Below are 14428 nucleotides of genomic sequence, written 5' to 3' on the forward strand. Positions count from 1 at the left end.
TACGATATCAATCCACTCTTCAGAAGTAATCTTGCCAAGTGCTTTGTGATAATATACTACTGCGTCGTAGATCGGAACAGTACCGATCATTGCCGGACATTCGGATGTAAGTTTGCGGCGGAAGCTTCTGGTATCTCCGTAGGAGCTGAGATCCATGATGGCTTCTGCACCCATTTCTACTGCTGAATGTACCTTTTCGTATTCCATATCAACGTCTTTCCAGTCTCTGGAAACACCTAAATTTACATTGATCTTGGTGGTCAGCTTTGCACCGACACCGCTCGGACTGATGCTCTTGTGATTTTTGTTGCAGGGAATAATTACCTGTCCTTTTGCAATCAGTTCTCTTAATTCTTCCACGTCAAAGTGTTCTTTTTCTGCTACGATTTCCATCTGTGGTGTGATGATTCCCTGACGTGCCGCGTCCATCTGCGTTGTATACTGTGTCATTTTTTTCCTCCTTGCCCTGCACTGTGGGCTCTTAATTGCTGCACATAGTAATAGATAAACAGCAATATTAAATGAACTGCGCCTCCTGCATACAGCAGGGACTTGCACCTGCGCATATTCGTAAGTTTTTAAGTAAACTACTGGTGTGACAGAGAGTGGTGCCCCCGGTCTGTCGTGGCAATATTTTATTGCCTTTCAGGCGTATGAAATCATTTGCCTGACTATTTGTCCGCAATTAAAACAAGGGGGAGATATATGATATGTCCGTTCAGAGTAAAAGGAAAACTGCAATATGCCAACAAGCATATTGCAGTGTGGAAGAACTATAACTTTCCCTACGTTGGCATTATCCAAATCAGGTAATGGGTTAAAGCGATACAGCTTACTCTCAGCCTGTTTACACAAGCACCCCTTGTCTCAATTATAATCAGTGTATCACTTAGATATGGGAAAGTCAATATAAAATTTTGGCTACGTCATTGATAACGTAGCCGGATTTATGCAATTGCTATGGATAACTATGGTCAGACTAAGGACATATTATAGGCTTTGGAATCAGAATGCCATACTTTGTTTTTCATTTTTTTATTGGCAATTACCTTAATGCCGTACTTGGTATTCTTTTTCATTCCGGTGAGTGTAAAGAAATTGGAAGTTGTTGTTTTTACTTTTTTGAAAGAACTGCTTCCCGGATATTTTATGTAAATACTGTAATTGTCTGCACCGGCAGTTCTGTTCCATTTTACGCTCATGGAGCTGTTTGTGTTGCCTGCTTTCTGAAGAGTGATGACATTGGAAATATATCTGTCCGTAGAGGTTGAACTTACATACCGTTTATTTCCCAGAACCAGGTAAGGGTAAATCTTCACCTGATAAAATGTATTGCCGGATATTGGAATGGTAAAGGAATATCTGGTATTAAAATATTTAGTTATAAGTTTGTGGGCTGCAGAACTCTGGTATACAACCTTATAACCTGTAATGGAGTTTGAAGGGTTTACAGTCTGCATATTGAAGGTATATCTGCCGGTTGATGCATAGGAAGATTTAATCTTTACCTTTGAATAAAGCGTGGTACATCCCACAGTACGGGAAGAAATCGCAATGCCGGATGAATTCAGTGCTGTGATTTTAATAACGTAAGCAGTTCCTGCTTTTAGCTTATTGATCTTAGCTTTGTTGCGGGTATTGCCAATATAGCCGAGAAAACGATAGGAAGAGGAACTTAAAGGGCTGATATTGACAGCATATTTGGAAGCATTGGTAACAGGGTTCCACTGAATAGTTACAGAATTCTCGGAAGCTGCTGTCTGTCTGATCCCTGGCTGGGCGGTAAGAGAAGCGCAGGCATTCTGTGCATCGGATGATTCAATGGCAGGGGTGTCAGAATCGTCACTTTGAGCCTGTTCCACAGATTGTTCAGCGGGTGCCAGCTGTGCTGTGGCTGCGAATACAGAGGAAGCGGACGATAACGTGAGAACAGCACTGAGTGCAATACTCACAAAGAATTTTTTAAAACTTCTTGCTTTCATAGTAAAACCTCCTTTTGAAGTGCAAAACGAGAGAAAAAAATTGTTTTGCAGATAGTACACCGAAGTGTGTCTGAGCAGATTTAAATAATAAAAAAGCTCCGTTAATGTTTGATTTATTGTAACATAACGGAGCTGAATTTCTGTAATTTGTCGTTGCGGGTAGTGGTTACTCATCCCATCCGTCATACATACGGATATTGACCTGAATATTTCTTACAATATCTCCCTCCAGCAGATCCAGATCGGATTCATCGGAAATTGCAGGGAGATCCATTTCATCTTCCATTACTTCTGCATAAATCCAGTTATAAGCAGCCTCGTTTGCATTATCAATCGCATCGTCGAGAGTGTCGCCTTCAGCTTCACAACAGGCAAGATCCGGAAAAAATGCTTTATATCTGCCTTCTTCATTTTTGCGGAAAACCGCAGGATATATAAATTTCATTGGTAAGAACCCCTTTCTGCTTTACGTTTATACTTAGAATAGTATATAATACATTCATATATTCATCAAGAAAAAAAAAGAGTTATTAGTAACGTTACTGAGAACGGAGTGAACAGTAACATTGGTAATAGAAGGATAAGGGGTTATATAGTATGCTGACAATAGAAATGGATAATTTTGACCTGGGGCAGATCTGCAGATCCGGGCAGTGCTTTCGGATGGATCAGATCGGTGATGACCGTTACCGGGTGATTGCGGGAGATAAATATCTGGAACTGACTCAGGAGAGAGGAATTGTCAATTTCTTTTGTCCGGAAGAAGATTTCATTTTCTTCTGGATCCGGTATTTTGATCTGGATTGTGATTACAGTGAATATATAAACATGATCAATCCAAGGGATAAATATCTGACAGCAGCAGGAGAGATGGGAAGCGGAATCCGCATTCTGCAGCAGGATCTGTGGGAGATGATTATTTCATTCCTGATCTCTCAACAGAATAATATTACAAGAATAAAGAAGTGTATTGAAAATATCAGCCGGGAATTTGGAGTAAGAAAAACAAGCAGCACAGGTGCGGAATATTATGCGTTTCCGACTGCAGAGGCACTGGCTTTGGCAACGGAGGAACAGCTTCGGGAGTGTAATCTGGGATACAGAGCAAAATATGTGCTGGACACAGCCAGAAAAGTCTGTTTCGGAGATATTTCACTTAACAGTCTGTATGATATGACTTATAAAGCTGCACGAAAAGAACTGCTGGGACTATATGGAGTTGGTGAGAAAGTAGCTGACTGTATCTGTCTTTTCGGATTGCATCAGCTGGATGCATTTCCTGTAGATACTCACATCCGCCAGGCGTTGGATGCCCATTATAAACGGGGATTTCCAAACAGACGTTATAAGGGCTGCCGGGGCGTGATGCAGCAGTATATATTTTATTATGAACTGATGAAGTAACAATTCAGCAGATAACGATGGAATAGTTATTTGATGAAGGTCAGAAAACAAAGAGGAGGAATGTTATTATGGAAATCGGAGCAATGTTAGACGAATTAAGAGAAAAAGCACTGAAAGACCGTAACATCTGGCAGGAACTGATGGACACCAGAAAGGCAGAACAGCCGCTTGCCGCTTTCTGTGCGAAGTGTCGGGAACTGGGATATCAGATTTATGAGATGGATCTGATCACAGCCGGAGAAGAATTTTATGCTACCATGCGAAGAAGTACCAACGGTGGAGGTGAAAACTCTCCGAAGCTTGCAGGGGAAGACGATTTCTATGAACTTTTCTTCGCAAGCCTTGAGGAGCACATTTAGGAAAATAAGAAAGTCCTCATCTGCTGAGCTAGAGTGTGTCTGAAAAATCATTCCCGCAATCTGCACGCCCCACTTTGCGGGATATTTCACCCGAATTCAGTTGCCGTAGCCCACTACGGCGCCCTCATCCGGGCAAAATATCCCACAAATTGTGACGCACATCTTGCAGAAAGCCTTTTTCAGACACGCTCTGGTTAAAGAAACACAGAGATGGGGATTTTCTTTGGGATAATGTGTATAATGGTATGGATTATTTTGGTTATATGTGTATAAAGTAATTATTCCTGGCTGTCTACACCATTTTTTTCACAGATATCATTCAGACAGCACCTGTCACAGTAAGGTTTAGTGCGTGCTGTACAGACATCGCGGCCATGATTGACCAGGCGGTGACAGAGATCATTGCCTTCTTCGGGCGGAATGATTTTCCATAAAGCCATTTCTACTTTCTTAGGTTCTTTCATATTATCGACCAGACCGATGCGGTTGGAGAGACGGATGCAATGGGTATCTGTCACGATCGCCGGTTTGCCGAATACATCTCCCATAATCAGATTGGCACTCTTTCTTCCAACTCCGGGAAGCTTCAGCAGAGCATCAAAATCCCCGGGAACATTGTCATGATACTGTTCGTGGAGGATTTTCATGCAGGCACTGATATCTCTTGCTTTACTCTTACCCAGACCACAGGGACGTACGATTGCTTCGATATCTGCAACATTTGCATTTGCAAGAGCTTCTACAGTAGGAAACTTTGCATACAGATCCTGTACAACTACATTTACTCTTGCATCTGTACACTGTGCAGCCAGACGCACACTTACCAGTAATTTCCATGCATTATCATAATCCAGAGTGCAGTCTGCATCAGGATATTCCTTTTTTAACCGTTCAATGACCTCGAGAGCCAGTTCCTGTTTTGTCATAAGTGTTCTATCTCCATTCTGCTGATATTTTATATTTGTTTTTCCTCAGGTGTATTTGAAAAATCATTCTCACAAATCATGACACACATCTTGCGAAAAACATTTTTCAAACACGCTCTTTTATTTCAGATGAGTTACTGTTTACTCTGTTCTCAGTAACGCAGCCAAAATTCATTCCAGATTGCCTGCGGCAATGGGAGTTTGGCTTGTATGTCTCGGGATTTTGGCATATTTATGCTAAAACACCTCGCGGAATAGTGATATGTGAACAGTAACCAGTAATCATACGACACTATAATAACACAAACAACACCCTCTTGCATTTCCAATTTCCCTATATTAAAATAAAACTAACCATTGTAAACAAGAGGGAAAAGAATGAAGGTACGAATGTATAATGTAGGTTTCGGAGACTGCTTCTGTCTCCGGGACAGAAAGAAGAGTCTGCTGGTAGATTTCGGAACAAATAACAGCAGGATAGAGGGGCGCCCCAGAAAAGAAATATTTGATGTGATCATCTCAGATCTGTCTACGATCAAGAGTAAAAATCTGCTTCTGACACATTTTCATATGGATCATCTGTCAGGGCTTCTTTATATGATGAAGAAAAAAGATATTTCTGTTGACTTTGGGAAAATTTATCTTCCCGATGTTTTTTCAAAAAAAGAAATGAGCAGAACACTGGTGTTGCTGCTTCTGGCAGATTTGTTAAAAGAATCCGGATTGCCAAGCCGTCAGGTCAGCCTGTTTGCACTGGTGGATGCACTTCTGGAGAACAAACAGAACGTGGAACTGTTAAGCAGGGGAAAACTGTTTGAAAACAAATATCAGGCACTCTGGCCGGATACAGATGTAATCTGGAAGGAGACGGACGAAGTCTATAACAGAATCTGTGAAGACGGGAAATTTAAAGAAGTAATGGATGTTCTGCTTGAATTTGCAGAGAAACTGAGACTGATCGTATGGTCTATGACTGCTGAAGGCAATAAACCGGCGGAAACTGTGGAAAAAGAAACAGATTTAACAGCATCTGAGCTGACAGAACAGCCGGAGGTCCGTCAGAAAATTATCCGGGCATATGTGTATGAGCGTGAATTTCGCAGAATCAAAGCACTTCCTGATTTTAAGAAACTGCTGGCATGGCTGAATGAGAATCAGATAAATCTGCGGCAGTTCAAACATAAGATCAGTATTGTGTTCCAGAATGCCAGAGACGGAGAATTAAATCTTTTGTTTACCGGGGATGCACAGCCTGAGCATCTGAAAATGATCGCAGAGAACTATGATGGAAAATTGCCATTATACGAACATTACTGGTGTATCAAGGTGCCCCATCATGGAACACAGGGACATTATTTTGATTTCTCTCAGTATGAACCTGAAAATATGCTAATCTCTAATGGAATCCATTTTGCCAACAGCAAGAAAGAGTCAAAAGAACTCCGTACTTCACCGCTCTATGGAGGCTTGTTTTATATCCCGGATACTCATATGTACTGTTCAAACTGTGACTGCTGCGACAGTTATGAGAACGGATGTTCCTGTAAGGAGGCGGATGTTATCTCTCCTGCTTATTACAAGGATATATAAAGCGGTATATTTTGCTCGGATTCGGTTGCCGTAGTTATAGTCTGATTTGAATTAACACAGTGGGAGATTTTTATGATTTTATGATCTGATAAACATAAAACAGCAGACATCTGTATATTCCATCGAATATACAATGCCTGCTGTTTGTTTTTTACAGAATTTATATGATCACAAATTTTATTGGATTATTTTGCCGGTGTCAGGTGCCAGATATCGTTGTTGTACTGTTCGATAGTTCTGTCAGAAGAGAAGAATCCGGCTTTTGCAATATTAACCAGCATCTTCTTTGCCCATGTTTTTCTGTCTGCGTAATCAGCCAGTGCCTGATCTTTCTTCTCAACATAATCGTTGAAGTCAAGCAGTGTCATAAACCAGTCTTTGCTTACCAGTTCGTGGTGCAGTCTTTCGAGATTTTCTTTGTGGCCAAGTGCCAGCATCTTTTCACTTACAATGAAGTCAACACATTCCTTGATGCGTTTGTCATTTTCATAAATATCTCTGGAGCAGTAGTCAGCTTTCTCGTAATGTGCGATAACTTTCTCACTGGATTCACCGAAGATATAGATGTTATCTTCACCAACCAGTTCGCTGATCTCAACATTAGCGCCATCCATAGTTCCCAGAGTAACGGCACCGTTCAGCATGAACTTCATGTTACCTGTACCACTTGCTTCTTTGGAAGCCAGGGAGATCTGCTCAGAAATATCGCATGCAGGGAATAATTTTTCGGCTGCGGATACATTGTAGTTTTCAACCATAACAAGCTTCATGTATGGTGCAACTTCCGGATCATCTTTGATGAGATCCTGGAGTGTGAGCAGAAGATGAATGATATCCTTTGCGATCACATAAGCAGGAGCTGCTTTTGCACCAAAGATAAAGGTTACAGGCTGAGATGGTTTTTTGCCACCCTTAATCTCCAGATATTTGCTGATGATGTACAGAGCATTTAACTGCTGGCGTTTGTACTCATGGAGACGTTTGATCTGGATATCATAGATGCTGTTCTCATTAATTTCAACACCTGTGTTAGAGAGGATAAATTCTTTACAGGTTTTCTTAGCTTCTGTTTTGATCTCAAGAAGCTTGTTCAGAACTGCCTCATCATCCTTATATTTCAGGAGATTTTCCAGAGCAGTTGCATTTGTTTTAAACTCATCACCGATCAGAGAGGTAATATAGTCTGTCAGTGGATGATTGCAGTGCATTAACCAGCGGCGGAATGTGATACCGTTAGTTTTGTTGTTGAATTTCTCCGGATAAATATCATAGAAAGCTTTCAGCTCGCTTGTTTTCAGGATTTCTGTATGCAGGGCAGCAACACCGTTGATGGAGAATCCATAGTGGATATCCATATGTGCCATGTGAACCAGGTTGTTCTTGTCGATGATGGCTACATTTTCCTGAGGATATTTTGCTTTGATCTTTTCATCCAGCTTTTCGATGATTGGTACAAGGTGAGGAACTACATCAAGAAGGTAGTCCATTGGCCATTTTTCCAGAGCCTCTGCAAGGATAGTATGGTTTGTGTAAGCACATACTTTGGATACGATTTCAGCAGCTTCATCAAAGGCGATTCCACGTTCTGTCAGGAGACGGATCAGTTCAGGAATGATCATACTTGGGTGAGTATCGTTGATCTGGATCACTGCGTAGTCTGCAAGGTCATGCAGATTGCAGCCTTTCTTTGTTGCCTCGTCAAGAATGAACTGTGCAGCATTGGATACCATGAAGTACTGCTGGAAGATACGGAGTTTACGTCCGTCATCATCGCTGTCATCCGGATACAGGAACAGTGTCAGGTTGTGAAGGATGTCCTTTTTGTTAAAGGAAATTCCATCGTGAACCATAGATTCGTCTGCCAGATCGATGTCAAATAAGTGCAGATGAATGGATTTGTTATTGTAGCCTGCAACGTCGATATCGTACAGGGAAGATTTTAGTGAGAATCCGCGGAACGGTACAGTATAGGAAACACCTGCAGGTGTGAGCCAGCTGTGTTTTTCAATCCATGGGTTCGGAGTTTCTTTCTGAAGTCTGTTCTCAAAGAGCTGTTTGAAAAGACCCAGATGATAATTCAGACCAATACCTTCGCCCGGAAGACCGAGAGTTGCGATGGAATCCAGGAAGCATGCTGCCAGACGTCCAAGACCACCGTTTCCAAGAGATGGTTCCGGTTCAACTTCTTCGATGTCAGCGATGGCTTTTCCATTCTCTTTTAAGAATGCAGCAACATCATCATAGATTCCCAGATTGATCAGGTTGTTGGATAATAATTTACCGATCAGGAATTCTGCGGAAATGTAATAGATTTTCTTCTTTCCATTCTGATAGCCTTTTTCAAAGAGCTGATTTTTTGTATAGATTAATAATGCGTTGTAAATTTCTTCATTTGTGCACTGGCGTGCATTTTTCTTATACAGGTCATAGATGAGCTTTTCTAAATTTTCCATCGTAATCTCCCTTTCTGAAATAAATATGTGTTTTTTATGAGTTAGATTGCTTATTTTTTTAGGTTTGAATAGTGTATTGTTTTGGGTTATATCAGTAAGAGAAGTTCTCTTGCTGACATCTATAACTATATCAGCAGTCTATTCAAAAAAATACAACAAAATTGCGATTTTATGACAGGTTTCTGCGAAACTTATGAGGAGACATTCCGGTTGCCTGCTGGAACTTCTTGATGAAATAGCTGGTGTTGTTGAAACCTACTTCCAGTGCGATCTCTGTGACAGAGGAGTCGGAATGCAGAAGCAGAGGCTTGGCTTTCTCGATGCGCAGGTCATTGATGTAGGCGATCAGAGTCTTGCCGGTATATTGCTTAAACAGTTTCATAAAGTAGTATTCGCTGTAATTGGAGAGCGCAGTGAGCTCTGCCGCGGTCAGTGACTGTGAATAATTGAGGTTGATGTAGTCCAGGATCTTTTTAATAGAAGCAAGACTTTTGTTCTCTTCCTTATCTGCGGGAGTGATGTAATTTCCCATGAGCATTTCGTAGAAAAAGCTGAAGAACAGAGCCTTTAATTTTACGAAATAATACGGCTTTTTTTCTTTATGGCAGGAATGGATCCTGTCAAAAAGCAGGCAGATATTCCCATAATTGTCATCAGATCTGGAAATAATATGGGTAAATTCCGCCTGATTATCCATCAACAGGGAAATGACACGTTCCTGACATAAATCTCCCGCCGGGCCTGACAGAAAGTTCAGGTCAAAAACAATACTACGGAAATAAAGGATATTCTTCAGATCTGTTTTTATGCCATGGAGAACCCCACGGTTCACAATGATCAGGTCACCGGCCTTGACGCGGAGGATCTCTTTATTCAGACGGACCAGTCCGCTGCCAGATTCAATATAGATCAGTTCCATCTCGTCATGCCAGTGGTTGTAGAGGGAATGGAAGATTTCGCAGTTGTCTGTATAAGTTTCTATGGGAAGTTCAAAGGAGCCGTGAGAACTTCGTTCTTTCAGGGTATCATCTACTTCGATCGTGGGAGTAACTGGCATGGAAAGCGCCTCCTTTTTTCAGAGATTTTTTATCTGTAGTAAGACAATGGAATCAAAAGTATTATTATGGTCGATCCACTGATAAGAGCCATTATACTTCTGGCAGATATCTTCAATAATAGAAAGCCCATATCCATGAGCTCCCGGTTCTGATTTCGTAGTCTTATGTGTAAAAGTCTGCATCGGGTTCTTGGTATTGTGCATATACACAGTCAGAAATCCGTTGGAAATGTTTGCAGACAGCCGGATTTCAGGATCAGGATTGCCGGAAGCGCTACAAGCTTCGATAGCGTTGTCCAGAAGATTAAAAAATATACTGCTCAGGTCAGTCGTATTAATGGAAATCTTTTCCGGTAAAAGGATCTCGTAGGATACCTGGATATGTTTCTGTTCTGCACGAAGCCGTTTCCCTTCCAGGATTGCCTGCAACAGGTTATTCTGACAGTAAGGATGAAAGCGTTCCTTCTGAAAAGTCTGATTCAGATTTCTGATGGCAGTATCAGCCTGTTCATATTTTTCCTGTTCCAGGAGTGACTGGAAGTCCTGAAGTCCCTGTACAGTTTTGATCTGAAAATCCCGAGTATCCTGTCTGCGAATCTGAAGACTGTAATCCTGTTCCTGTTTTAATTGTTTCTGCTTTTGAAGAAAAGCCAGTTCCATTTCAGTATTGGATTTCTTTAACACATCAGAAAGAACGCAGTATAAAAGGATACAGATAAGGACCATAAATACTGCTAGGATCAGAAACATATGATCAATTTTTTCTGTATAAATTGTAGACAGAAAATATAGTAGCTGGAATACAAAGAGGAAGAGAAATAAAGGAATCAATTTAATGTTCTTTCTCATGACTGCAATCCTCCTCTGGTTGTTTTTCTTGTGGTCTGCAATTAATCCGGGACAGAACAGAAGCGGTATATGTTTCTGCTTCCTCATATTTTTTCATATCCATCAAATACATGACAGACATGATGTGATTCTCAATATCGTGATTCCATTTCCGGAGACTGGCATATTCATTACTTAACTGAACGGAATCGTTTATCTGCTTTTTCATCAGCTTAATTTCCATTTTTTTCTGTAAATATTCCCTGTGCTGTTGGGCTAAAGAACGGACTGCACGCAGAAACAACAGATAACTGCCGATGCATATGATCCAGTAAATGATGCTCAGAGCCAGAACTGCTTCGGGCTTTTTCTGAAGGGAAATTATAACATTGAGAAAAACCGGAGCGATCAGTGGCAGTAACAGTTGTAAAAAGGTGAGTATTTTCAAATAATCTATACACTGCCGCAGGATTTCTGATATTTTCCAGAGAAGAAACAGGCCAAGCAGGATGTTGGAGAGTTCGATAACGAAATATTCTGCAGGTGAACAACTGGATATCAGGTTGTGCGGAGTATAGGTATCGGTCGGTATAAAAAGATTATGAAGTGCAATGAAAACACTGGTACATAAAATTTCCGGACAGATTATCAGCAGCTGGAAAATAAAATAAACGGCTAATTTTTTCATAAAAGATGCCTGGAATAAAAAAAGTGTTACAAGAAATGTTGTAAGCTGAAATACGATTGTAATTCCATTATGCTGTGATTCACGTTTGATCCAAAATAACAGTGCCATAAATACTGACAGACACAAAAACAGCGGGAGTGAGATCTTGTGTTTGCTTGGCAGGATCCTGCAGCAAAAGTAAAGCAGTCCAAAACACAGATAAAGGCTGGATAGAATACACAAGAATAGATTGATCATATGACTGCTCATTTACTGCACCTCCCTGTGACCGGCAAGCATCATGAAAGCAAACGCGTCCTTAAACTGCTGGTAATAAGATCTGCTGACAGGGATCTCTGTATTATCAGAAAGTATAATGCCCTTATGACTGTAAGTACGTACAGCATGAAGATTAACGGCAAAGCTGTTATGGCAGAGACAGAAATCTGGTTTCATTCTTTCTGTAAGAGCTGTCAGTCTTTCTTTTGTTGTATATGTTCCTGTTCTGGTATAGATCGTGGTCTGCCTCAGATTTCGTTCCAGATAAAGAATATCGGAGCAGAGCACCTGATAATTGCGTGAATTTCCGGAGAAATACAGATACCGTGTATGCAGTTTCTCGAGCTTCTGGCATGCTGTCCTCAGAGCCAGAGGAAGATACTTTTCCATCTGCTGTTTATGGATAAAGTAGGCATGTTCTGTCTCATATACTGCGGTAGCATATTGCAGATACTGGCTGATAAAAATAATCTGAGTGTCCGGGCTGATATAGTTGATCTTTTCTGCAAGTGAGATGCCATTTACATTGTCAGAACCAAGATCAATATCTGTCAGTACAATGGAATAAGGACATCCATTTTCAGCAACAGTCCGGAGAAATTCATCACCGGATGCGAAATGTGTTATTTCAAAAGCTCCCGGAGGATACTTTTGCAGAATAGTATGTATTATTTCATAATGTGAAGGGTTGTCTTCGCAGATTGCAAGTTTCAAAATTGGATTAAGCTCCTTTGGATTAAAGTGGTTGTAGTTTCTTATGTCAGTGACAATATCTGTCGGATATGCCAGATGGATAAAATGAACTGTATTTCCAATAATCATACTATAAAAAATAACGGGATGCAATTTGTCTGTGAGGAAGATTGGAAAAAATCGGTTAAATATGTAGTGAAATATAGTTGTTTGTGTGAATGCATGCGATTTCGGGAGTCTGTGTGATACAATCAGGATATGGAAACAAAGAAGCGATTTTAAAGATTTTGTGCGTGAAAAATTATTAATTCCTGGTACTTTCAAGCGCTGAATATAGAATATATGTGAAAGCGGTATTGTTTCCATGGGAGAAGAAAAATATTATAAGAATGACTGTCTGAAAATCATTATGGACATATATAAAGTGATTGGAAGTATCAGGAAACTTCTGGTAATAATACAAATGACGAAGGAATAGACAGAGAGTGGGAATGGGTTAGCTTACAAGAGCTTCCCATTCCTGCATTTCTTTTCTCGTATAGATAATCGGTAAGATGTTCTTCGTAAAGGACAATCAGCCCCTTTATTATTTCTCAGAGTATTTTTCGATTACACAATTATGTGTTTTCTGTTTTTTATCATAAGAAATTCCAACAAGTAAAATATTGTCAGTATAATTTGTAACAGCCTCAGGGTACTGCCTGTTTTTTATCTGCCGGATTGCGGTCTGGGCATTTTGATTCCATTTTAACTCAACAACAAGTGCAGGGTAATCTCTGGAATATTCTGGTTTTGGGAGGTAGACAAAATCTGCAAAACCTCTGCCTGCAGGAAATTCACGTATAGGTTTAAAATAATACCGCATAGTGCTGAGATAACCGATGGACAGAATGCTGCTGAGGGAGTTTTCGTTGTTGTACTGAATAGCTGAAGCGTATTCATTGTGTATTTTTTCAATGGATCTGGCCACAGTGTCTGCGTCCATGTCCAGAGTGGCATCCAGCAACTCTGAGGATTCCTGCTGGAATGTCAGAAATTCATTCCATTTCTTTCGTTTAACAGCTTTGGCAAGTTCCTGACGGATTTCTTCGTTTGGAACAAATGCAGAATGAGTGTCCTGATCATAACCCAGATATCCCAGATGGATCAGGCAGGTAAGAATATCATCTCTGCAGGTAAAGTTCACCATATCATTCTGGAAAGTCGTAGGATCGATTTCTACGGAATTACCGGACAACATTTCTATAATGGCAGTTTTGAGTCCGTCAAAATCCATATTGATCAGAGGCACAATTGCTTCGTAGGTTCCGGTATCCGACCAGTAGCTTTGGAATTTATTCCAGATCATTAATTCTACTACTGCTTTAGGATTGTATACCTGATATTGCTCCAGCAGATAACCGTCATACCAGTGCTTGGTTTTGGAGAAATCCCGGTGGTATTTTTCGCAGAGCATTCGTACTTCTTCCTCCGTAAAGCCAATATATCTGGAAAAGATCCTGGCGTCAGTCATTGTAAACTCCGCAAAATTGTTCAGAGCTGACTGTGTTTTGATTTTTTTGATTGGAAGAATCCCGGTGAGGTAAGCCAGTTGAATATATTTGGTAGGTTCAGAACCTTTGAACATACCGCGGAGAAAGTTGATGTATTCCTCTTGGACTACCAGGTCGGTAGAGGCATCTCGGATTAAAACATCCCATTCATCAATAATTACTACGAACTTTTGACCAGTGGCAGTGTTAATGCAGGACAGAGCCTCAGGCAGAGAGCTTATGGAGTCAGGCAGAATTTCAGGGTAATAATTTCTTAATTCCAGAATCGTTTTTTCAGTGATGTAGGAAACTACATTCTCCGGACCGCCGGCTGGTTCCATACACCATTGAATATCCAGATGGATCACATCATATTGATTCAGATATTTCGTGAAACCAGGTGCCTGACCGATTTCCAGAGATGAGAACATTTCTTCGGAACTACAGCCTTTACAGTAATATGCGGTGAGCATATCGGCAGTGATGGATTTCCCGAACCTACGGGGGCGACTGTTGCATATGAATTTTGCAGTGGTGTCCATAACCTTATTTGTATATGCCAGTAAACCGGTTTTATCTACATAGATTTCTGAATTCAGCGCAACCTGAAAAGCGCTGTTTCCCGAATTTACAAATCGTCCCATGGAAATGACTCCTT

12 protein-coding genes, 2 pseudogenes and 1 riboswitch are annotated in these 14428 nt (G+C 40.7%); of the genes and pseudogenes, 3 read left to right on the forward strand and 11 right to left on the reverse strand.

Annotated features, from left to right (window positions below):
• The 3 genes from AC075J_RS08270 to AC075J_RS08280 all read right to left on the reverse strand — a co-directional run.
• A partial coding sequence (locus AC075J_RS08270) for a phosphomethylpyrimidine synthase ThiC (protein WP_476390238.1) occupies positions 1-450 on the reverse strand: 450 nt, incomplete at its 3' end.
• Positions 451-764: 314 nt separating this feature from the next.
• Positions 765-873: riboswitch (TPP riboswitch) on the reverse strand.
• A 101-nt stretch (positions 874-974) separates the two neighbouring features.
• Positions 975-1982: a fibronectin type III domain-containing protein gene (locus tag AC075J_RS08275; protein ID WP_055060624.1), complete on the reverse strand. Its 1008-nt coding sequence runs from the start codon at positions 1980-1982 to the stop codon at positions 975-977.
• A gap of 166 nt (positions 1983-2148) precedes the next feature.
• The gene (locus AC075J_RS08280; RefSeq protein WP_008707065.1) at positions 2149-2427 is read right to left on the reverse strand and encodes a type II toxin-antitoxin system HicB family antitoxin; all 279 of its coding nucleotides are present in this window, start codon (positions 2425-2427) and stop codon (positions 2149-2151) included.
• A gap of 152 nt (positions 2428-2579) precedes the next feature.
• On the opposite strand from AC075J_RS08280, the gene AC075J_RS08285 reads away from it, so the two are divergent.
• Positions 2580-3386 carry a DNA-3-methyladenine glycosylase family protein gene (locus tag AC075J_RS08285; protein ID WP_055060623.1) on the forward strand — a complete coding sequence of 269 codons (807 nt, stop codon included), beginning with the start codon at positions 2580-2582 and terminating at the stop codon, positions 3384-3386.
• 95 nt (positions 3387-3481) lie between these two features.
• Here AC075J_RS08285 and AC075J_RS08290 read toward each other — a convergent pair.
• Positions 3482-3886, reverse strand: a pseudogene (locus AC075J_RS08290) (DUF6783 domain-containing protein).
• Here AC075J_RS08290 and AC075J_RS08295 point away from each other — a divergent pair.
• Positions 3845-3943 (forward strand): annotated as a pseudogene (locus tag AC075J_RS08295) (DUF6783 domain-containing protein); the annotation flags it as partial. The pseudogenes AC075J_RS08290 and AC075J_RS08295 sit on opposite strands and share 42 nt — an antisense overlap.
• Before the next feature lie 80 nt (positions 3944-4023).
• Here AC075J_RS08295 and AC075J_RS08300 read toward each other — a convergent pair.
• On the reverse strand, positions 4024-4671 hold the full coding sequence (locus AC075J_RS08300; protein ID WP_118759004.1) for an endonuclease III domain-containing protein: 648 nt from the start codon (positions 4669-4671) through the stop codon (positions 4024-4026).
• A gap of 378 nt (positions 4672-5049) precedes the next feature.
• Between AC075J_RS08300 and AC075J_RS08305 the strand changes: the two genes are divergently transcribed.
• Complete coding sequence (locus tag AC075J_RS08305; RefSeq protein WP_476390239.1) at positions 5050-6261, forward strand: MBL fold metallo-hydrolase; 1212 nt, start codon at positions 5050-5052, stop codon at positions 6259-6261.
• Between the two features lie 185 nt (positions 6262-6446).
• On the opposite strand, the gene AC075J_RS08310 is transcribed toward AC075J_RS08305, so the two are convergent.
• From AC075J_RS08310 to AC075J_RS08335, 6 genes are all read right to left on the reverse strand, one after another.
• Positions 6447-8714 (reverse strand): glycogen/starch/alpha-glucan phosphorylase, encoded by a 2268-nt coding sequence (locus tag AC075J_RS08310; RefSeq protein WP_118409206.1) that lies wholly within the window; start codon positions 8712-8714, stop codon positions 6447-6449.
• A gap of 169 nt (positions 8715-8883) precedes the next feature.
• Positions 8884-9771 carry an AraC family transcriptional regulator gene (locus tag AC075J_RS08315; RefSeq protein ID WP_022380938.1) on the reverse strand — a complete coding sequence of 296 codons (888 nt, stop codon included), beginning with the start codon at positions 9769-9771 and terminating at the stop codon, positions 8884-8886.
• Between the two features lie 18 nt (positions 9772-9789).
• On the reverse strand, positions 9790-10620 hold the full coding sequence (locus AC075J_RS08320; RefSeq protein ID WP_055053339.1) for a sensor histidine kinase: 831 nt from the start codon (positions 10618-10620) through the stop codon (positions 9790-9792).
• Positions 10604-11287: a hypothetical protein gene (locus AC075J_RS08325; protein WP_147418846.1), complete on the reverse strand. Its 684-nt coding sequence runs from the start codon at positions 11285-11287 to the stop codon at positions 10604-10606. The genes AC075J_RS08320 and AC075J_RS08325 overlap by 17 nt, the downstream gene beginning before the upstream one ends.
• Before the next feature lie 249 nt (positions 11288-11536).
• Positions 11537-12259, reverse strand: a complete 723-nt coding sequence (locus AC075J_RS08330) for a LytR/AlgR family response regulator transcription factor (RefSeq protein ID WP_055053386.1) — start codon at positions 12257-12259, stop codon at positions 11537-11539.
• Between the two features lie 565 nt (positions 12260-12824).
• Positions 12825-14414: an AAA family ATPase gene (locus tag AC075J_RS08335; protein ID WP_055059458.1), complete on the reverse strand. Its 1590-nt coding sequence runs from the start codon at positions 14412-14414 to the stop codon at positions 12825-12827.
• Positions 14415-14428 lie beyond the last annotated feature (14 nt).

Source organism: Blautia sp. ZXY-1-C6, assembly GCF_056339875.1.

What these genes read in the sequence shown, in the direction of transcription:
- AC075J_RS08310 (WP_118409206.1), bottom strand. Translation starts at nt 8,714, where the DNA reads ATGGAAAATTTAGAAAAGCTCATCTATGACCTGTATAAGAAAAATGCA.
- AC075J_RS08325 (WP_147418846.1), bottom strand. Translation starts at nt 11,287, where the DNA reads ATGAAAAAATTAGCCGTTTATTTTATTTTCCAGCTGCTGATAATCTGT.
- AC075J_RS08300 (WP_118759004.1), bottom strand. Translation starts at nt 4,671, where the DNA reads ATGACAAAACAGGAACTGGCTCTCGAGGTCATTGAACGGTTAAAAAAG.
- AC075J_RS08285 (WP_055060623.1), top strand. Translation starts at nt 2,580, where the DNA reads ATGCTGACAATAGAAATGGATAATTTTGACCTGGGGCAGATCTGCAGA.
- AC075J_RS08305 (WP_476390239.1), top strand. Translation starts at nt 5,050, where the DNA reads ATGAAGGTACGAATGTATAATGTAGGTTTCGGAGACTGCTTCTGTCTC.
- AC075J_RS08275 (WP_055060624.1), bottom strand. Translation starts at nt 1,982, where the DNA reads ATGAAAGCAAGAAGTTTTAAAAAATTCTTTGTGAGTATTGCACTCAGT.
- AC075J_RS08280 (WP_008707065.1), bottom strand. Translation starts at nt 2,427, where the DNA reads ATGAAATTTATATATCCTGCGGTTTTCCGCAAAAATGAAGAAGGCAGA.
- AC075J_RS08320 (WP_055053339.1), bottom strand. Translation starts at nt 10,620, where the DNA reads ATGAGAAAGAACATTAAATTGATTCCTTTATTTCTCTTCCTCTTTGTA.
- AC075J_RS08335 (WP_055059458.1), bottom strand. Translation starts at nt 14,414, where the DNA reads ATGGGACGATTTGTAAATTCGGGAAACAGCGCTTTTCAGGTTGCGCTG.
- AC075J_RS08315 (WP_022380938.1), bottom strand. Translation starts at nt 9,771, where the DNA reads ATGCCAGTTACTCCCACGATCGAAGTAGATGATACCCTGAAAGAACGA.